The sequence below is a fragment of the Roseivirga sp. YIW32 genome (assembly GCF_057219245.1).
The window spans coordinates 1,756,705-1,775,795 of the sequence record NZ_JBXVVG010000001.1; the positions used below are offsets into that span (position 1 = coordinate 1,756,705).

The 19,091-nt window shown below is 44.6% G+C and carries 18 protein-coding genes and 1 tRNA gene; 5 read left to right on the top strand and 14 right to left on the bottom strand.

What is annotated here, in order from left to right; translation table 11 throughout:
• Positions 1-5: 5 nt before the first annotated feature.
• Entirely contained in the window at positions 6-407 is a 402-nt protein-coding gene (locus tag AC2D6U_RS08445; RefSeq protein ID WP_484720518.1) for an acyl-CoA thioesterase, read from the bottom strand.
• A complete protein-coding gene (locus AC2D6U_RS08450) occupies positions 407-853 on the bottom strand; it encodes a Dps family protein (RefSeq protein WP_484720519.1) in 447 nt (148 codons plus the stop codon). The genes AC2D6U_RS08445 and AC2D6U_RS08450 overlap by 1 nt, the downstream gene beginning before the upstream one ends.
• Positions 854-959: 106 nt before the next feature.
• Between AC2D6U_RS08450 and AC2D6U_RS08455 the strand changes: the two genes are divergently transcribed.
• A complete protein-coding gene (locus tag AC2D6U_RS08455; RefSeq protein ID WP_484720520.1) occupies positions 960-1,886 on the top strand; it encodes a LysR substrate-binding domain-containing protein in 927 nt (308 codons plus the stop codon).
• 3 nt (positions 1,887-1,889) lie between these two features.
• Here AC2D6U_RS08455 and AC2D6U_RS08460 read toward each other — a convergent pair whose 3' ends face one another.
• The 4 genes from AC2D6U_RS08460 to AC2D6U_RS08475 all read right to left on the bottom strand — a co-directional run bounded on the left by AC2D6U_RS08460 (position 1,890) and on the right by AC2D6U_RS08475 (position 5,595).
• On the bottom strand, positions 1,890-3,242 hold the full coding sequence (locus AC2D6U_RS08460; RefSeq protein ID WP_484720521.1) for a hypothetical protein: 1,353 nt from the start codon (positions 3,240-3,242) through the stop codon (positions 1,890-1,892).
• A gap of 338 nt (positions 3,243-3,580) precedes the next feature.
• Positions 3,581-4,624 carry an arsenosugar biosynthesis radical SAM (seleno)protein ArsS gene (gene arsS, locus AC2D6U_RS08465; protein WP_484720522.1) on the bottom strand — a complete coding sequence of 348 codons (1,044 nt, stop codon included), beginning with the start codon at positions 4,622-4,624 and terminating at the stop codon, positions 3,581-3,583.
• A 10-nt stretch (positions 4,625-4,634) separates the two neighbouring features.
• The gene (locus AC2D6U_RS08470; protein ID WP_484720523.1) at positions 4,635-4,970 is read right to left on the bottom strand and encodes an arsenosugar biosynthesis-associated peroxidase-like protein; all 336 of its coding nucleotides are present in this window, start codon (positions 4,968-4,970) and stop codon (positions 4,635-4,637) included.
• A 551-nt stretch (positions 4,971-5,521) separates the two neighbouring features.
• Positions 5,522-5,595: transfer RNA gene (locus AC2D6U_RS08475), tRNA-Arg, on the bottom strand.
• 129 nt (positions 5,596-5,724) lie between these two features.
• Between AC2D6U_RS08475 and AC2D6U_RS08480 the strand changes: the two genes are divergently transcribed.
• Positions 5,725-6,426 carry an outer membrane beta-barrel protein gene (locus tag AC2D6U_RS08480; RefSeq protein ID WP_484720524.1) on the top strand — a complete coding sequence of 234 codons (702 nt, stop codon included), beginning with the start codon at positions 5,725-5,727 and terminating at the stop codon, positions 6,424-6,426.
• Between the two features lies 1 nt (position 6,427).
• Here AC2D6U_RS08480 and AC2D6U_RS08485 read toward each other — a convergent pair whose 3' ends face one another.
• Genes AC2D6U_RS08485 through rpoN form a run of 3 tightly spaced genes read right to left on the bottom strand, consistent with a single transcriptional unit; the run spans position 6,428 to position 9,281 of the window.
• Positions 6,428-7,207, bottom strand: coding sequence for an enoyl-CoA hydratase-related protein (locus tag AC2D6U_RS08485; RefSeq protein ID WP_484720525.1), 780 nt, complete (start codon positions 7,205-7,207; stop codon positions 6,428-6,430).
• A gap of 3 nt (positions 7,208-7,210) precedes the next feature.
• Positions 7,211-7,780 (bottom strand): phosphatase PAP2 family protein, encoded by a 570-nt coding sequence (locus AC2D6U_RS08490; RefSeq protein ID WP_484720526.1) that lies wholly within the window; start codon positions 7,778-7,780, stop codon positions 7,211-7,213.
• Positions 7,781-7,829: 49 nt separating this feature from the next.
• Positions 7,830-9,281: an RNA polymerase factor sigma-54 gene (gene rpoN, locus AC2D6U_RS08495; RefSeq protein ID WP_484720527.1), complete on the bottom strand. Its 1,452-nt coding sequence runs from the start codon at positions 9,279-9,281 to the stop codon at positions 7,830-7,832.
• Positions 9,282-9,515: 234 nt separating this feature from the next.
• Between rpoN and asnS the strand changes: the two genes are divergently transcribed.
• The gene (gene asnS / locus AC2D6U_RS08500) at positions 9,516-10,964 is read left to right on the top strand and encodes an asparagine--tRNA ligase (RefSeq protein ID WP_484720528.1); all 1,449 of its coding nucleotides are present in this window, start codon (positions 9,516-9,518) and stop codon (positions 10,962-10,964) included.
• 19 nt (positions 10,965-10,983) lie between these two features.
• On the opposite strand, the gene AC2D6U_RS08505 is transcribed toward asnS, so the two are convergent.
• The 3 genes from AC2D6U_RS08505 to AC2D6U_RS08515 form a co-directional block, all read right to left on the bottom strand.
• On the bottom strand, positions 10,984-11,355 hold the full coding sequence (locus tag AC2D6U_RS08505; RefSeq protein WP_484720529.1) for a T9SS type A sorting domain-containing protein: 372 nt from the start codon (positions 11,353-11,355) through the stop codon (positions 10,984-10,986).
• A 68-nt stretch (positions 11,356-11,423) separates the two neighbouring features.
• Entirely contained in the window at positions 11,424-12,896 is a 1,473-nt protein-coding gene (locus AC2D6U_RS08510) for an NAD(P)H-hydrate dehydratase (protein WP_484720530.1), read from the bottom strand.
• Positions 12,893-13,819, bottom strand: coding sequence for a ComEA family DNA-binding protein (locus AC2D6U_RS08515; protein ID WP_484720531.1), 927 nt, complete (start codon positions 13,817-13,819; stop codon positions 12,893-12,895). The genes AC2D6U_RS08510 and AC2D6U_RS08515 overlap by 4 nt, the downstream gene beginning before the upstream one ends.
• A gap of 195 nt (positions 13,820-14,014) precedes the next feature.
• Between AC2D6U_RS08515 and hemA the strand changes: the two genes are divergently transcribed.
• Both hemA and AC2D6U_RS08525 read left to right on the top strand, forming a co-directional pair.
• Positions 14,015-15,277, top strand: a complete 1,263-nt coding sequence (hemA, locus tag AC2D6U_RS08520; protein WP_484720532.1) for a glutamyl-tRNA reductase — start codon at positions 14,015-14,017, stop codon at positions 15,275-15,277.
• Between the two features lie 90 nt (positions 15,278-15,367).
• Positions 15,368-17,560, top strand: a complete 2,193-nt coding sequence (locus AC2D6U_RS08525; protein WP_484720533.1) for a WG repeat-containing protein — start codon at positions 15,368-15,370, stop codon at positions 17,558-17,560.
• Between the two features lie 12 nt (positions 17,561-17,572).
• Here the strand turns inward: AC2D6U_RS08525 and floA are convergent, their stop codons facing one another.
• Positions 17,573-18,574 (bottom strand): flotillin-like protein FloA, encoded by a 1,002-nt coding sequence (gene floA / locus AC2D6U_RS08530; protein ID WP_484720534.1) that lies wholly within the window; start codon positions 18,572-18,574, stop codon positions 17,573-17,575.
• Positions 18,575-18,577: 3 nt separating this feature from the next.
• Positions 18,578-19,084, bottom strand: a complete 507-nt coding sequence (locus AC2D6U_RS08535; protein WP_484720535.1) for an NfeD family protein — start codon at positions 19,082-19,084, stop codon at positions 18,578-18,580.
• Positions 19,085-19,091: the final 7 nt, after the last annotated feature.

Below are 19,091 nucleotides of genomic sequence, written 5' to 3' on the forward strand. Positions count from 1 at the left end.
ACTGATCAGCATGAATTGCCTTGATCGAGTCGGTTTTTGACGTACTCGATCTGGCTTTTTCCATGTGGCTTGGGCTTTCCCTCTTCATCGAGGTTCACCATCACGATCTTTTCAATACTCAAAATGTCGTGATGGGTTTGCTTGTTTCTTACCTCACACCGTAAAGTGATGGAGGACTTACCAAAATCTACCGCTTCGATTCCGATCTCAATGATATCCCCTTGTACAGGTGCGCTGATGAAGTTGATCTCAGAAATGAATTTGGTCACCACATGCGGATTCTCCAATTGCACCACTGTGTACAAGGCCGCTTCTTCATCGATCCAAGCCAATAGCGTTCCTCCGAAGAGTGTTCCATTTGGATTCAGATCCTCTGGTTTTACCCACTTACGTGTATGAAAGTTCATTATTTCAAATACGATTTAAACATCCAATTTTGCTTTTCTAGCTCTTGAATATAACTCGTAAATAGATCAACAGTCCCTTCGTCATTGGCTTTTGTCGCTGCCTCGAGCACACTTTGTAAGTTCACGATCAGCTTTTTGTTCCCTGTGATGATGGCTTTGACCATGTCATTGGCCTCCACCTCTTCGGCATGCGATTCGATGTCTGCATTGGCAACGATATTCTTCAATGAGCCTTTCGGTGTTCCTTCAAGCGACAACACACGCTCCGCTACCTCATCGATCTTTTCTGCCGCGTCTCGGTACAGTTCCTCAAATTTGTCGTGCAAGACAAAAAAGAAAGGTCCTTTTACGTTCCAGTGGAATAATCGTAGGTTCTGATAGTGCACTTGGTAGTTGATCAACAATTGATTCAATCGGTCTACCGTAATTTTATTTAATTTTTCCATGATCTCTCCTTTATAATTTTCGTTAAGTACTGTAGGAACATTATTAATGATGTCAATGTTCCTTCCTTGTATATTAGTAATATCTATACCTATTGGTTTCTTAAATATGACTCTACAACAACTCGAATACATAGTGGCCCTTGACACCCATCGACACTTTGTTACTGCTGCGGAACATTGTTTTGTCACTCAACCTACGCTTACCTTACAGATCAAGAAGCTGGAGAACGAAATGAGCACGACCATCTTCGATCGATCCAAACATCCCATTGTTCCAACCGAAACAGGTAAGGTCATCATTAGCAAAGCACGCCAGATCCTTCGAGAGGCCAATCAACTAAAGGCCATGGTAAACGAGGAAAAAGACAGCGTTTCAGGTACGTTTCGCGTCGGTGTCATTCCCACCATAGCTCCTTATTTAGTGCCGCTTTTCTTAAACGATTTCATGGCACATAACCCCAGGACCAAACTGGCCATCCGCGAGATCGAATCGTCGCAGATCATTCAGGAACTCAACAACGACACCATCGATATTGGGCTGATGGCTACACCGCTCAACGAACCATCACTGCGTGAGATCCCACTTTTCCACGAACCCTTTTTATTGTACACGTCCATGCATCACCCCTATTACATGAAGGATGAGATCGACGTATCGGAGATCTCAGAGAAAGGGCTATGGTTATTGACGGAAGGACACTGCCTCCGAAATCAGGTGCTCAACATCTGCGACAAAAAGAACGCCCAAAGCGCCAACTTCAACTATGAAAGTGGTAGCATTGAAACACTTAAAAACCTGGTAAAACACAATATGGGGTATACACTAGTGCCAGAACTCTCGGTTACCAATGAAATGGCGGACCAACGCATCAAGCGATTCAAATCGCCAGAGCCGGTCAGGGAGGTGAGCCTCGTGGTACACAAAAGTTTCAACAAGGAATTGATTTTAGAAAAGCTCAGAGAAAGCCTGATGAAGGATATTCCGGAGCACTTTTCCAAGGCGAAAAAATTCAACAGGATCAAATGGCGTTAAATGCTATTCTTTCCAAAATGGAATGATGACCCAGGTTTCCATTTCAAAATCGTCGAGTGTAATTGTATTGAAAACATTCGGATCTATTTGAGACAAATTCTTTACTTCCAATTCATGCCGTCCAGGTGGTGTATCGTTAATATCCACAATGATCAAGAAGCCTCTTTCACCTTTGTTTTGGTGTTGTGTAAAACTCAGGTCATAATTAAGCAATGGCTCACCGTCAAGGTAAAATTCATAAACCTGAGTGATGCACTCGAGCCCGGCCTCTACCTCACTTCTGTATTGATCGATGGGGTAAATAAGATCCTTGATGCGTTTAGTCGTATCCAGCTGAGATTGCATCCCTGCATTGAAGGCTCTGACTAAGGATTCATCCAGTTCAAGGTCTTTCGCTTCCGGACATAGCAATTCAAGTACACCATTCAGGTTTGGGTCGTACCTCACAAAAAATTCTAAGTACCTGCCGTTAACAAATTTGGAGGGAAGGCTCACCGTACGGATGAAATTGTCCGCTCGTTGGTCGTCATAGTGCTGGTTTTGAACGACTCTGGATAGCTCCCCTTTCGTTTCAGGATAAAATTGATAGGGATTGATCCCTTCAATGCGATTGACAATAAGAAACACGATCAACAGACCAAGAGACACTAAAGCGATGTGCTTCTTTTTGAAATTAGTGATCAGGTGATAATAGATCGATCGGTACAGGAAAGAGATTGAAATAATGCTGTAAAATCGATAGATCGGATAATAGAGTACAGAAAACCATTTCGACTTTTTGAAGGCACTAAACAACAAGGTATCCAGAAAAAAGATCAACGCTGAAATGGCAAAAACCAACCAAGCCAAGAATAGGACAAAATTCATGAGAGCCACAGCGGTTGAATCACCAAATACTCTTGGAAAGAATACGGTTAAACCAATGATCGAAAACAAAAAGGCACCCACCAAGACAACAGATATCAGCGAGAAGGCCACCAAATAGGTATAAGCAAAGATCACACTCGCGATCTTATCTAGAAAAAGGATCAGTTCATCTAGTGTGCGTACATTCTCAGGCAAAAACTTCTTGAACGGTTTTTGCAACTTGACATTGTCAAAATCGATTCGATTCGACACTGAGCTCAACCCCACGATCCCAATCCAGAAGCCTCGCAAGAGCAAGTGCACCAGTAAACTGATCAGGAAGAACCTTAGCGCCAGTGGAATAGTAGAAATGATCAAGCGGACAGAAATGGCAAAGATGGGGTTATCCCGCTGGCCACTTATCTTATTAAAGGTGAACGACGATTCAAACGCATCGTATTGTTCTAAACTCGTGGCAAGAAGAAAAATGGAAAAACCAGTGATCAGCAATTCAAGCTACCAGCTTTCCAGTTGTAAATTGGCTACCCATCGCCTTAACTCGCCGTCGTCTTTCTTATCTGAATCACTCATCATCTTAATTCATGACAAGATTCTGAAAGAATAATTATAAATCAACAGTCTAATCGAAATTATCCGAAGATTATTCCTCTTGCTGTAGCTGACCAAAAGGTCATTGCCAGCTAAGCACTTACGTAGTGAGGCACATTGGTCTTCTGAACACTGAGAAGACCAGATCAGATGGCCTATGCGTCACATAGCATTCAACTCGTCGTTGTTCAGCGGCTTCCTTATCTTAAATCGTCGGGCTAGCTGCCCCCTGTTTTTGATCAAATGGTTGTTCCTCCACAACTAGACCCTGCACCAGCTGTGCAACCAAAGCAATGTTGATTGATGATGATGTCTCGATCCAGTGTTTTCGCTAAATCGAAGTCTCTAATATGATCCGGCACGCCATTGGTCAGCTTTAAGTCGAGCATTTGGTTGAAATCGCAATCGTACAAATAACCATCCCAACCGATCGAGATCATGTTTCGACACATTACCCCTTCCGCTGCCATGGGATTGTAGGCATTGGCCAATTCATTCATATACTCTTCGTAGTTCTTTGAATTGAGCAAATAATCCAGGAATCTACTAACGGGTAGGTTGGTAATGGCAAAAAGTTGGTTGAACACAATACCATATTCTTTCAACAACTTGCGTTTAAACTCACTCTCCAAGATTTCCTGGTCATCCGGCAGATAAGCGCCAGATGGATTGTACACCAGATCAAGTTTTAAGGAGGAGTCATCTTTGCCATAGCCCACAGCATTCAGCATCTTAAGGGCTTTGACCGACTTCTCAAACACACCGTCCCCACGTTGGGCATCGGTTCTTTTGGCATTGAACGACGGCAAGGAGGACACCACATTGATCTGATGAGAAGCAAAAAAATCAGGCAGATCGGCATATTTTGGATTTGCCAAAATGATCGTCAGATTGCACCGCACGATGATCTGCTTGCCCATTTTGGACAGCTGCTCCACAAACCAACGAAAATCAGGATTCATTTCAGGAGCCCCACCGGTAAGATCTACAGTTGACGCATCCGATTTAGATAAGGCCACCAGGATCTCCTCCATGGTTTCGCGCGTCATGATCTCTTTGCGATCTGGCCCGGCATCGACATGGCAATGCTTACAGACCTGATTGCACATTTTTCCCACGTTGACCTGAAAAACGTCAACACCAACGGGTTTCAAAGTGCCTGATCCCGACTCTTCGAGCTTCTCTTCAAAGCTCGGAATACCGATTTCGGCATGATTGGACAAGATGTTAACTTGTTCTTCGGTAGAGGATAACCAATGTTTTGCTCGCTTAAGTGTTTTCAAAGACGACATATTACATCATTTTCTCTTCGAGCTGATTTTTCATTTGCACGCTATTCACCAAAGTCGCTCCCCCTTTGATCGCAGCGGCAACATGCACAGCTTCCATCATTTCTTGTTCGTCTGCGCCTTTTTTGAGGCAAGCATCCGTGTAGGCATCGATACAATACGGGCAAGATTCTGCATGGGCCACAGCCAGGGCGATCAATGCCTTTTCTCGTGCGGTTAATGCGCCTGGTTTAAATACTTCTCCGTACCACTCGAAAAATTTCTCACCAAGTGTGGGTTGCAGTTCTGTAATGGTTGGAAACTTTTTTAAGTCCGCTGGGTCGTAATATTTCTTTGCCATGATGCTTTTTTCTCTTTTTAGGTTAAGTAATGAAACGAAAAGGTAATGCGTATGCAATTCAATCCAATACGATTAAGACTAACTTCTCATGCTTTTGGTTCCATGAATGTGTAGAATCTGGCGCATGAACAAATTCAAACTAATGGATATGCGGAATAAACCATGCGTTCAGATCGTGCTACCTTGTAAAAAATGCTGCCCTTGAATGAAGTGATTAATGCTTGACCAATGACGGCTCATTTTATTCAACGCATAACCGGGTTGCTGCGCGATCCTCCCTTATCACTCCTGAAAATACAAAAGCTACCCAACTGCCTTGGGTGCTTTTTTCATTTGCTTGAATGCCAGAGCTAGCCTCCTACTCGGCGATTGTTGGTGTTGTCGCCAACAATTAACCGGATTGCTGCGCATCCTTTCTTATCACCTTTGAAAATACAAAAGCTACCCAACTGCCTTGGGTGCTTTTTTCATTTGCTTGAATTCTGGAGCAAGCTCCGAATTCCGCAAATGAAAAAAGCCTACCGCGCTGCGGTAGGCTTTTGTGAGTTAAGTGACCTCGGCAGGATTCAAACCTGCAACCTCTTGAGCCGTAATCAAGTGCACTATTCAGTTATGCTACGAGGCCATTCCAATCGGAGGTTAAACTCCGTTAAATAGGGCTGCAAAGATAATTAATTCTTTTTCTTTGCAAAAGACGCCTATGTATACTTTTAAAAAACATTATCTTTGCCACCGCTTCACAAAGCGCAGTCTTATGAAACGAATCCTTACGCTATTTTCCCTCATTACACTTACCTTTTCTGCCTACGGACAAAAGCCAGATCTTCCTGGTCAACTTTTGGTTGATTTTGGCTTCAACACTTGGACAGAAAAGCCGACTGGAACAGATCTTAATTGGTTTCAGTCCAATACTTTCAACATGGCTTACTATTACGACCTGCCAATTGGCGATGGTGGCTTTACCATTACCCCTGGCCTAGGGATGAGTTGGGAGAAATATGCCTTTGACAATAATTCTACACTTATTTCCAACGTCAACAATGGGCAGCGTTTTATTCAAGTGGTTGACCTGAATGATGAATTTGGTCAGAACCTCAGTTTTGACAAATCAAAACTAGGCCTCTATTACATTGATCTACCATTAGAGGTGAGATGGTACGCCAAAAGAGATGAATACAGCCAAGGCTTTCGCGTGGCGCTTGGGGCAAAGATCAGTTACCTCTACTCTTCCTTCACCAAGATCAAGTTTGAAGATGTCTTGACAGATCCACGCATGCTAAAGGATCGCCAAGATCTCGGTTTCAACCGTTTCAGGTATGGCGTTCAGCTGCGCGCTGGATGGGGAGGCTTCGGATTCTTTGGTTTTTATGAGCTCTCAGACAAATTTGATAATGCCCCTATCGGCGGCATGAATACCAGCACGCTTACCTGGGGCATTTCCTTGACAGGGTTCTAGCTCATTCTCCTTTAAATTCAGGCTTGCGTTTTTCGAGGAAGGCCGTCACCCCTTCTTTATGATCCTTGGAGGACCCGGCAATGTCTTGGCAATAGGCTTCATAATCGAGCATTTCGCTCAAAGTAGCATGTTGCGATTTGTTGAGCATCTTCTTCATTAAGCCGATCGCTTTAGTTGGCGCAGCAGCATAATAACTCGCGTACTGAGCGACTGCATTGTCCAACTCTTCATCAGGGACAGCGGCATTCACTAATCCTAAATCCAATGCTTCTTTGGCGGAAACCCTAGTTCCCATAGTCGCTAGTTCAAAGGCCTTTGCCGAGCCTACTAAACGAGGTAAAAAGTAGGAAGATCCTGAATCAAGCACTAAACCAATATTGACAAACACTTCGATGAGCTTGGCCGACTCTGCTGCCACGATCAAGTCGCACGCCAAGGCAAAGCTACACCCTGCTCCTGCTGCCACACCATTCAAGCGACAGATCACCGGCTTGGGTAGGTTGCGAATGGCTTTAATGATCGGATTGTATCGTTTATGTATCGAATCTGAGAAAGATCGATCGGGCTCTTTAGAAGAAGCTTTCAGGTCTTGCCCCGAGCAAAAGGCCTTGCCCTCTCCGGTAAGCACCACAACACGCACTTCAGGGTCACGTTTGACTTGTTTAAAGGCATCTTGCAATTCGAACGTGATCTCGTTGTTCAGTGCATTATATACCTCCGGTCGATTGAGTGTAATGGTCGCAACGCCATTAGCCAGCTCGTACTTCAAGAATTCATACATGCCTCAAAGAAAAAAAGAAATGGCGCCATAGCAAACGGAAAAACCAAGTAAAGCTCCCGCCCATAGTTCTGCTGGTTTGTGCGCGTTGAGGTAAAGACGGGCCCAGAAGACAAGCCCATTGAGTACAATAGCGCCGAGTAAGGGCAGGAAAAGGGTACTTGTTCCCGGAAATTCAATGGCAAAAGCGACAATAAAACCTAACCAGCCGGCTACTCCTGCCGCATGTGCGCTGATCTTCCAGAAAAAAGTGATCAAATTGGTGGCCACAACCACAGCGGTAATCGCTTTAAATGAGAGCTGCATTGTCGTATTCATCCAATCTTGGCCTAAGATCAGGTAGGCCACCACTAAATAGAAGACCGTAATGAAGACAAAAGGAATGAAACGGTCCTTCCTGTCCTTCATTTGCAGGTCATGGATCACCTTGGTCAGCCGGAACATGATGACCGTGAGCATGGGCACCAAGCAGGTGGTAAAAAAGATTAGACCGACCACCGTCCACTTGCCGTTTTGCGTTAGGTTCGAACTGTTGCCTACATGAAATAAAATGGTAAAGAATACCAGGGTAGGCATTAACAAGGGCTGAAAGATATACGAAAGTAACTTGGCAGAAGCCTTCAAATCAAAGCTCCTTTCTTAATCGCGCCACAGGAATATTCAACTGCTCTCGGTACTTAGCAACCGTCCTTCTAGCAATATGATAGCCTTTTGCTTTCAACAACTTTTCGAGCTTGTCATCGGAGAGCGGCTTCTTTTTATCTTCTTTTTCGATCAATTGCGCCAACACATTTTTGACCTCTCTCGAACTCACATCCTCACCGCTTACGGTCGAAATGCCCTCACTAAAGAAATACTTGAGTGGAAAAATACCAAAATCGGTTTGAATGGACTTGGAATTGGCTACACGCGAAATCGTTGAAATATCCATCTGAATCTCATTGGCAATGTCTTTCAAGATCATGGGACGAAGTTTGCTTTCGTCTCCCTCCAGGAAGAATTCATATTGATACTTTACAATGGCCTCCATTGTTCGCAATAACGTATTTTGCCGCTGTTTGATGGCATCGATGAACCATTTGGCCGCATCGAGCTTTTGCTTGACAAAACTGACCGTCTCTTTCAGCTTCTTATCTTTTTTATCGCTTTTGTCGTAGGCGCTGAACATGTCCGAATAGGAGTGGCTTACGCGTAATTCCGGCGCATTTCTTGAATTTAGGGTAAGGTCCAATTTGCCGTTGGTGTTCGAAAGTAGAAAATCCGGTATCAAGTATTGTGTTTTGACCAAGCCGCCAGAAACTCCTCCAGGCTTCGGATTGAGACGAATAATGGCTGCTACAGCATCCTTCAGCAAATCATCTTCCTCGATGTTCAGCTTGCGAATGATCTTGTCGTAGTGCTTTTTGGTGAACTCATCAAAACAGAAGTCGATGATCGCAAGGGCCGTTTGCAATACACGGTCGTCTTCAAATTGCTCTAATTTTCGAAGCAATTGTATGCGCAAGCATTCTTGTAAATTACGGGCACCAATACCAGCAGGATCAAATTGCTGAATTTGAAAAAGCAATTCCTCCAATTCTTCTGTATCGGTTTCAATGCCTTGAGCAAAAGCCAGGTCGTTCACAATGGCATCTAGTTCTCGACGGATGTAGCCATCGGACTCGATACTACCAATGAGTTGTTTCGCCACCGTTTCCTGATGTTCATCTAAGCCCAAATAGCCGAGCTGTGCTTCGAGCTGGTCATTGAGAGAGGCCTGCATCGCCACAGGGATTTCTTTATCATCCTCTTCGCTGTAATTGCCGTCACCCTGCATCTTATAACCCGAGTAATCGTCATCCCCTAGGTAGTCTTCAATGTTCAAGTCGTCGCCAGTATCGAAGTCTTCTGCTGAATCGTCACTCTCTGATTGTACCTCAGGCTCTTCACGCCCCTCTTCCAATGCCGGATTGAGCTCCAATTCCTCTTCCACCCGGGCGTCTAGTTCCGCCGTAGGGACTTGTAGCAGTTTGATGAACTGTATCTGTTGAGGAGATAACTTCTGACCTAATGTTTGACTTAAACTGAGTTTTTGCATTGTTGAAGATGCCCTTGTCTTTAATCAAATTTAAAGAAAGAAGAATGAAAAACGTGGGCTTGTGACACTTATTAACAAAAACCGTGCAAATTTTTCAAAATGCACTCAAACGGGCTAAAACGTATTCTATTTCGCCCACTGGAATGAATGAGCTTTCCATGATATTGACTTTCAAATTGTTGTTATTGACTTAGAAAAATTATTGCTTTGTGTTCTGTTATTAAGTAGTGGACAATGGAATTGAGAAGAACAAAAATTTCGACCCTTTTACAAACGGATTCATTTGATCGAGAAGTGCTCGTGAAGGGATGGGTCAGAACCAAAAGAGGCAATAAACATGTCAATTTCATCGCATTGAACGATGGTTCGTCAATCAATTCCATGCAGGTGGTGGCAGACCCGACTGTCATTTCAGAAGACATCCTTAAGCGAGTGACCACAGGAGCCTCGATTGGTGTTAAAGGAAAGCTTGTCGCCTCTCAAGGAGGTGGTCAATCCATGGAAGTGCAAGCAACAGAACTCGTGGTTTATGGAGAAGCTGATCCAGAAAAATATCCGCTTCAGCCTAAAAAACACTCCATGGAATTCCTGCGTGAGATCGCCCACCTTAGGCCTCGAACGAACACCTTTGGTGCCGTATTCCGTGTACGTCATGCCATGTCATACGCAGTCCACCAATTCTTTCATGAAAAAGGTTTTTACTACTGGCACAGCCCCATTATTACCGGTTCAGATGCCGAAGGAGCAGGTGAAATGTTTGCTGTAAGCGCCCTTGACCTCAACAACCCTCCACGAACAGAGGATGGCCAAGTGGATTACAAAAAGGACTTCTTCGGTCAGGCAACCAACTTGACCGTTTCTGGTCAGCTAGAGGGTGAATTGGGTGCACTGGCACTGGGTGAGATCTACACCTTTGGCCCCACCTTTCGAGCAGAAAACTCCAACACCACCAGGCATTTGGCGGAATTCTGGATGATCGAGCCGGAAATGGCCTTTTATGATTTAAAGGACAACATGGACCTGGCTGAAGAATTTCTTAAATATTTGGTCAATCATGCCCTGAATCATTGTGCTGATGACCTGGCCTTTTTTGAGAATCGTTTGCTCGAAGAGGAAAAGAACAAACCCACTGCTGAACGAAGCGAAATGACCTTAACCGAGAAACTGCGCTTTGTGGCCGAGAACGATTTTGTGCGCCTAACCTACGCTGAGGCCATTGACATCCTGCGGAATTCCAAACCGAATAAAAAGAAGAAATTTCAGTTTCCCGTCGAAGGCTGGGGCACTGACCTTCAGTCGGAGCACGAGCGCTACCTGGTCGAAAAGCATTTTAAGAAACCCGTGATCTTGATCGATTACCCAAAAGAGATCAAATCATTCTACATGCGGATGAATGAAGACCAACGAACGGTCGCTGCCATGGACATTCTATTCCCTGGGATCGGTGAGATCGTTGGTGGCTCCCAACGAGAAGAACGACTGGACATGTTGGTTAAGCGAATGGGAGAAATGAGCATTCCTATGGAGGAGATGGATTGGTTCCTGGACACGAGAAGGTTCGGTACAGTTCCTCATTCGGGTTTTGGGCTTGGGTTTGAACGCCTCATGCTTTTTGTGACCGGCTTAGGGAACATTCGCGATGTCATTCCTTTTCCAAGAACCCCTGGAAACGCAGCATTTTAACCGATAAGAAAACGGATTACTATTTCTTTGAGAACCTAACGGTTTGTTGGAATTTCTCTCTATCCTCTCTCACGAGCACAAGATAATAGCCTCTAGGGAAGCGGCTTACATCCACTTTGTATTTTTGTAGACCTAACTTTTCTACCGTGACTTGCATCTTAGAACCAATGATCGAACGGATCTCAATGATCGGCTGCTTTACCTCGGTTTTACTTAGGTCAATAGTGATTTGGTCCGTCGTTGGATTGGGGAAAACATCCACCTTGATCTTGTCATTGGTCACTTTTGAGCGCTCAGTCGTCACCTGAGCCGAAAGGTTTAGGCACAGGCACATCACCGCCAAAAGGCAGAATGAACGTAATGGCGATATGGTAGCGAGTAAAGGATTCAAAACAACAATTCTTCTAGCTTACGATAGAATTCAGATAAAGATAAGTTTTTTCAAATAAAACAAACAAACTATGCGTTACATATTACTTGTGGTAAGCTATGTAGCAAATCTGATGCCATGATTGAATGTTCTCCTAATGCCTTCTTTGCATGATCTCCGGCGGCGCCATGATAATACACGGCCTGTCTAGTGGCCGATTCTCTACTGAACCCTTGTGCTAAAAAGCCAGCGATCAATCCTGCCAATACATCCCCGCTTCCTCCTTTGGCCATTCCAGGGTTTCCGGTGCTGTTGAAATAAACATTCCCATCGGGTGCAATAACACTTGAATGAGCGCCTTTGATCACAACAACCACGTCATGCTTAGCCGCCAATAGCAAAGATTTTTCGATTCGTTCTAATCCATTGGCTGTGGGTCCGATCAACCTGGCCAATTCACCAAGGTGAGGTGTTAAAATGGCCTTACCAGCGATGAAATCAAAAAGTTCATGATGCTCCGAAAGGATATTGAGGGCATCAGCATCAAGCACTAAGGGCTGTGAGTTCTTTTCTAAAAAACGACACAGCCACTGCACCGTCCGTTCATCTTGACCAAGCCCTGGCCCAATGCAAAGCGCATTAATGGAAGGCGGAACCACCCCACTTGTTACCACATCAGCAGAATCGTCTAGGCTAACCATAGCTTCTGGGACAGCGATCTGCATGATCGACTCTCCTCTTGCCGGTATGTGTGCGGTAGCTAAGCCTACCCCAGCAAGCAAGGCCGCACGAGTGCAAAGCACTGCCGCACCCATTTTGCCTTTGCTCCCCGCTACGACCTGAACATGCCCATAGCGACCTTTATGAGCAAATTTTTCACGTGCGGGTAAAATCACGTCCTCTCGTTCAATGAAGAAATGTTGAGAGGGAACTCGGTCGATAAACTCTTGGGCTAAGCCAATATCCAGCACCTTGACATCTCCACAGAATTCACCGGTTTCAGGAATTAAAAAGGTGAGCTTTGGACATTGAAATGTTAAGGTGTAATTGGCTCTAACCACTGCGGTATCCTCAATCACTTGATCCGCCATCAGACCAGAAGGCAGATCAACCGCGACCACCGATTGATTCGAAGCATTGACCCCATCGATTAAGTCTTTGTAAGTGCCCTCGACCGGACGACTCAATCCGCTACCAAATAAGGCATCGATGATCACCTCATAAGCTGAAAGTGATGCTCCTTTAGCAAGCGAACGAATGGGCAAATTGAATCGACGTTCATTGACCTGCGCGTCCTTAGACAAGCTATTGCCAGCAACACTACCTACTTCAACTGCATAGCCTTTCTCCAGAAGCAGCCGAGCAATGGCCAAGCCATCTCCCCCGTTATTTCCTGGACCTACCAGAACCAGTATGTTGCATGGACGGGGAAACAATTCCAAAAATTCCCTTACAAAACACTGAGAAGCACGCTCCATGAGGTCGATGGAGGTAATGGGTTCGTGGGTAATGGTATATTCGTCGGTCGCTTGAAGCTGTGAGGCGGTCAGTATTTTTCTCATTTGAAATCTAGGTATGGCAGTAGCTTGTACACTTGTGCAGAATCAAATGTCTTTAAATTAAATAAATCCGTTGCACTGCGATACTTTCCTAGCTTACTTTTCTGATGGAAGACCTCTTTGGTCTGTTCAAAACTAATGTATGGATGTGCATTCAACTCTTTAAATGTCGCCAGATTGATGGGTATTTTGTATACGCTTGAATCTCCAATGGTCAAAAATGGCGCGATTTGATTAAGGAGACTGTCGCTGAGCCCATAGACCTCTGCCAATTGTTGGGTCGAGACATAGCCACCAAGAAGCTTACGGTACTTGATGATACGGCTAGCATAAACACTGCCTATGCCGTACAGCTGCTTGAACGCCGTTGTATCCGCAGAGTTGATGTCAACGATCAACGGTTTGGGTGCTGCCTTCGTTGATACCGAGTCGGTAAAAACTCGCTTTATAGCCTCATTGACTTCCTTTTTCTTGCTCACTACACGACTATGTGGTGGCGAGCTATTCATTGTCGAGACCTGAATAAAAGGACGCAATTGAACAAAGAGACTGTCTGGAAAACCATAGATCTTCTTTAGGTCTTCAGGTCTTCTGAAACGACCACCTGCCTTTCGGTAATTGACGATGCGCTTTGATAAGAAGCCAGGGATTCCTAACCGCATCAAACTATCAGCGGAGATCACGTTGGGATCAAAAAGAAAAAATTCAGTGAGTTCCTCATGGTCATTTCCTTCTGCTGGATCGGGGAACAAGCTGACCAAACTATCCAGCAGTTGTTGATCTACCGTGTTGTCGTAGTCGGGCGGAAAGAAATACCCGTACAAGCTTGGCAAAAAGAGGAAAAATAAGATCAGGGGAATAAGAAGCAATACCCCATTCATCTCTCGCTTAGAAAAGCCCAAAATTCCTCTTAGATTCTTGCGCATTGGTGATTGTGTGTGTTCTATTTGGCTAAAGTGGCCAGAACTAAAATAATGTATTATGATTCAATTTCAGCGGAAAATATCATTTTTAGCCTATTTATTAAGAACCATTCTAAATAACTTAGACGTGATTTAAATCACTTTTTTACCGAAACACTTAGGTTTATTTTTGCTTCTCATTAAAGCAAAGGACCATCTGTGCAAGGAAACTTTAAATACATAGGACTCTCATTCAAGAATACTCCGGTTGCCATCCGTGAGCTCATTGCCTTGGATGAGGACCTGGTGAAGGGCCTGATCCGTTCGCTCAACGAGCTTCTTGACCTATCGGATGTTTTAGTCCTTTCCACTTGCAACAGAACAGAGGTCTATTATTCGGCAGAAAAAGACCTCAGTGTTGAGATCATCAAAGTGTTAGGCATAAAGAAAGGCCTACCGAACATGATCGATTACAAGGATTATTTTCATGTGATCAATGACGCCTCTCAAGCGTCTCTTCAGTTATTCAGGGTTTCGCTTGGTTTAGAGGCACAAGTCATCGGCGACTTACAGATCATCAATCAAGTGAAGCGTGCTTATCAGATCTCTGCAGATGAAAACGTGGTGAGTCCTTTTTTGCATCGATTGCTTCACACGATCTTCTTTGCGAACAAAAGGGTTTTTCAAGAAACCAATTTTAGAAACGGCGCAGCGAGTGTCTCTTATGCATCGGCAGAATTGGTTCGATCGATCACACAAAATATTCAAGATCCCAAAATCTTAATTCTGGGTTTGGGTGAAATTGGAGAAGACGTCGCCCGCCATTTAGCGGATGAACAAGCTGAAGTGATGCTTGCTAATCGCTCGTTCGATAAAGCCATTGAATTGGCCACTGAATTGTCATTGAATGCACGGAGCCTTGAGCAAAGTCTTCAACAGGTGCATACCTACGATGTGATCATTTCAAGTGTTCCTGTTAAGAACCTTATCGCTCAATCACACATTTCTAACAAAGAAACACATAGCCTTCAGTTCTTTATTGACCTGTCCATACCGCGCTCAATCGATCCTCAAATTGAGGACATTAATGGTGTGGCCTTGTATAACATTGATGAAATTCAGAGTAACGCTTCGGCAACACTCGACAAACGCTTGGCTTCCATACCGAAAGTTGAATCCATCATTGATGAAGCGTTGAACGATCTAAAAGATTGGTCATTAGAAATGGAAGTGTCACCAACCATTCAAAAGCTGAAAGGGGCACTTGAAGAAATTCGACAAGAAGAACTCAAAAAGCACCTCAAAAATGCTTCTCCTGAAATGGAAGATTTTGCCGAGCGCTTATCGAAATCGTTGACTCAAAAGATCATTAAATTGCCTGTCTTGCAGCTCAAAGCGGCCTGCAAAAGAGGCGAGGCGGAAACACTGATCGATATTCTGAACGACCTTTTCGATTTAGAAAAACAACCGGCCAAAAAATAAGCAGTACGCTGACCGGCCTTTTGTGTAATTAACTTTCCTTTTTTTCGTAAGCTTAACGAGTATTCGACACCATTCATGTTGATAAAGCGTTTGATCATTTCTTTAATCTTTTGTTTAGCAGGGTTTTCAGCCCATGCTTTTCAATTGGCTTTAATCAATGGAGGCGAACGCTTTGGCCTTGTCAACAAAACCAGTAACGACACCATCCTACGCAAAGAATTCGAAAAAATTGGCTGGGCAAACGATGGACTCAGTTTCAACGGGGTCATTCGGGCAAGAAAGAATGAAAAATGGGGCCTCTACAATGAAAATGGCAAAGCCATTACCGGGCATGAGTACACCACCCTAATCCCACATGATGCCAACCATTTCATCGCCAGCAAGCGATCGAGCCAAAGCATTCTGCAGCAGTTTGGTCTGATCGACACAAAGGGTAAAACGGTCATCCCATTCAATTTCCTACGACTGGCCAGCAGCGGCGATCATTTCATCGCTACCGAAAAAGTCAATGATCAATTAACACAATCCTTATACGATGCAAAAGGCAGGTCCTTGATCCGTGAAACAGCAAAACGCATTGAACCACTGAACGACGACCATTATGCTGTTCAATATCCTGAGGGCCTTTATGCGCTGCACGACGGGCAAGGAAAGGCCATCACCGCTGCAGAATTTCAAGCCATCAACTCGCTTCGTTCTTCGTTCTTTTTAATTACCTACTTTAATAGACTAGGTGTTGTCGATGCACAAGGCCGCGTTGTGGTGCCTCCCATCCACCGACGTATATTTCTTAGTGATCAGGAGATCAAAGCAGAAGGATATCCTCAATGGACCTTCTTCTCAACAGATGACCAACCAAATTTCTTTTTCGATAAGATCCTACCACTTGGAGATTCCTTATTCGCCATACAGACCGACAAACATGTGGGAGTGATCAATCCCAAAGAAGCTTATCTATCTTATTTGACTGATCATGTGCTCATTAAAACGACGGCAAACCTGGCCTTGGTCCAACATAACGACACCAAACGCTATGGCTTATTGAATGCGCGTGGAGAGCAAGTATTGAATTCGACCTACGACAGCCTAATGCTCTTCGATCAATTCGCTCTTGGCAAAATCCAGCGACCATCTGGAGAAAACTGGTTCGCTTTCTCTACTGAGGGACAAGCGTTGAATTCCATAGGATACCAAGACATTGCAGACACCACTGCCTATGGACAGGTTATTGCCAAAAGAAATGATAAGCTTGGCTTGCTCTCGGCTGAGGGCAAGGAACGCACTTCATTTGAGTTCGACTCCATCCACGCCGTGTTGCCCAACCGATTGATCGTTCAACATGCACGAGGGGTTGGGTTGATCGATGATTCAGGCAACTGGATGATCACTCCATACAATGACCAGCTCAGCTTCCACACCGACCATTATCAATTTTCTCAAGGAAGCGCTTCGGGTCTTACCGATCTCAATGGCAAGCAACTGACCAAAGGGTATGAGGAGACCTTCTTCCTACCCGGTGGGTACTTCAAGCGCTCAGAGAAAGGCTATCAAGCCTATTTCTTCAATGATAGTCTCGTATTTGATAATCATTACGATACCATTTACGCACTCAATTCTGCCTCTTGGTACCTAAAGAGAGGGGATAAACAATTCTTCTTCCGATACGAAGACCAATTCGTAACGAATTTGAGTTCCGGTCTTCAGGAGCTTGGTCAATTTCAAGAAAACTACATTGCCTTTAAGGAGGATGATCAGTGGGGTTTCCTTGACGAAATCGGTCAGTTGCGCATTGCCAACCGCTACGACAGTGTAAAGAATTTTTCAGAAGGCATTGCCCTGGTCAAATTGATCGGTAAATGGGGAGCGATCAATCGAAATGAAGAGTTGGTCCTTCAGCCGATCTATGACAGTATCGGGAGTTTCTACAATGCGCTTACCGTTGTGAAAACGAGCAAGAAATATGGACTAGTGGACCGAACAGGAAGAGAAGTGCTGGCTGTAAAATATGATCTGATCACCCGACATCAAGGATGGATCGAATTGGAAATCGGAGGTTTGAAAGGAATCTCAGACATTCGTGGAAGAATCATCAAGTCGCCGCAATACGATGCCGTTCAGCCACTCGACCCCTTGCATTTTTTAGTGCGCAAAGGATCCAAGTATGGGGTCGTTAATCGAAATGGACGGGACGTTATTCCTTTGGCTTATGAACAAGTGAAAGCAAGTCCGCTCGGATTTTTGGCATTAAAAAAGGGTAAGCTCACCACCTACCCTATTCTATAAATACCTGAGTACTTACTTTTTCTTACTGTCCTCGCGTCTTTTTCCTGAAGAACTGCTTTCAGGTTTTGCAATGGATTCGCGCATGTCCGTATCGGCTTGAATGTTTTCTAACTTATAGTAATCCATCACCCCAAGGTTTCCGGAACGGAAGGCTTCTGCAACGGCCAATGGTATCTCGGCCTCTGCTTGAATTACCTTTGCCCTTGCTTCTTGTGACTTGGCTTTCATTTCTTGTTCTTCGGCAACCGCCATGGCTCTTCTTTCCTCTGCCTTAGCTTCTGCTACTTTCAGATCGGCTTGTGCTTGATCTGTTTGTAGTTGCGCACCAATGTTCGCACCTACATCAACATCTGCGATATCGATGGAAAGGATCTCGAATGCTGTGCCGGCATCGAGGCCTCGCTGCAACACCAACTTGGAGATCTTGTCTGGATTCTCAAGCACTTCTTTGTGGGTGCCTGCCGAACCGATAGAGGTAACGATACCTTCACCCACCCTGGCTAAAATGGTGTCTTCGCCGGCACCACCCACCAATTGCTGGATGTTGGCCCTAACCGTTACTCTCGCAACGGCAATCAACTGAATACCATCGGCTGCCACTGCGGCAACTTTAGGTGTCGTGATCACTTTAGGATTCACGGAGATCTGTACCGCCTCGAACACATCTCTACCTGCGAGGTCAATGGCTGTTGCTTGCTGGAAACCCAAGTTGATATTGGCTTTATCTGCTGAAATAAGTGCCTTGATCACGGTAGGTACATTTCCACCTGCCAAATAGTGTGTTTCCAAATCGGTTGTAGTCAATTCCAAACCTGCCTTGGTTGCCGTGATCATCGCGTCGACAACAATGCGCGGTGGCACTTTTCTGATCCGCATGAAGACCAACTCGAGCAGGCCTACTTTGACCGCTGAAAAACGAGCAGTGATCCAAAGGTTAACCGGTACGAAGTACAGAAAAACGAAAAGGAGGATAATCCCTCCGACTACGGCTATAATTAAGCCTATATCTTGCATAATCTATGGATTTATTGATTCAACGATAATTTTATTTCCTGATATTTTAATGATCTTCACCTGCTCACCTGAATCGATCAAGTGACCGTGAGAGGTTACCTCATATACTTTATTATTGAATTCTGCTTTACCAATTGGCTTGAGGTCAGACACGGCTTCACCTCGCATTTCAATTTGTAAACCCTCGGTATAGCTCTCGTTTACCTTTGACTTATTCGTTGTCTTTAACGAAAACTTATCCCATGAGTTCTTCCTGAAACTCCACACAAGCGCAATGATAGAGGTTACAAAAGAACCTGCCAACACCAGCGCCCCGGCTCTTGTCCCGTAGGCCTCGAAGGTTATGTAAATCCCAATACCTGTCAGGGCTAAGCCGATCAAACCCAAAATGGTTGTACCAGGCACAAAAACAAGTTCCAGATAGATCAAAATCAGCCCGACAACCACGAGCAAAATGATGGACACCCAATCACCCATAATGAATAATTTCAGTCCATAATATACGTACAAAAAGGCT

Excerpts from the sequence above, each read along its gene's own strand:
- AC2D6U_RS08445 (WP_484720518.1), bottom strand. The coding sequence starts at position 407 with ATGAACTTTCATACACGTAAGTGGGTAAAACCAGAGGATCTGAATCCA.
- AC2D6U_RS08450 (WP_484720519.1), bottom strand. The coding sequence starts at position 853 with ATGGAAAAATTAAATAAAATTACGGTAGACCGATTGAATCAATTGTTG.
- AC2D6U_RS08455 (WP_484720520.1), top strand. The coding sequence starts at position 960 with ATGACTCTACAACAACTCGAATACATAGTGGCCCTTGACACCCATCGA.
- AC2D6U_RS08470 (WP_484720523.1), bottom strand. The coding sequence starts at position 4,970 with ATGGCAAAGAAATATTACGACCCAGCGGACTTAAAAAAGTTTCCAACC.
- AC2D6U_RS08480 (WP_484720524.1), top strand. The coding sequence starts at position 5,725 with ATGAAACGAATCCTTACGCTATTTTCCCTCATTACACTTACCTTTTCT.
- AC2D6U_RS08485 (WP_484720525.1), bottom strand. The coding sequence starts at position 7,207 with ATGTATGAATTCTTGAAGTACGAGCTGGCTAATGGCGTTGCGACCATT.
- AC2D6U_RS08490 (WP_484720526.1), bottom strand. The coding sequence starts at position 7,780 with ATGCCTACCCTGGTATTCTTTACCATTTTATTTCATGTAGGCAACAGT.
- rpoN (WP_484720527.1), bottom strand. The coding sequence starts at position 9,281 with ATGCAAAAACTCAGTTTAAGTCAAACATTAGGTCAGAAGTTATCTCCT.
- asnS (WP_484720528.1), top strand. The coding sequence starts at position 9,516 with ATGGAATTGAGAAGAACAAAAATTTCGACCCTTTTACAAACGGATTCA.
- AC2D6U_RS08510 (WP_484720530.1), bottom strand. The coding sequence starts at position 12,896 with ATGAGAAAAATACTGACCGCCTCACAGCTTCAAGCGACCGACGAATAT.
- AC2D6U_RS08515 (WP_484720531.1), bottom strand. The coding sequence starts at position 13,819 with ATGCGCAAGAATCTAAGAGGAATTTTGGGCTTTTCTAAGCGAGAGATG.
- floA (WP_484720534.1), bottom strand. The coding sequence starts at position 18,574 with ATGCAAGATATAGGCTTAATTATAGCCGTAGTCGGAGGGATTATCCTC.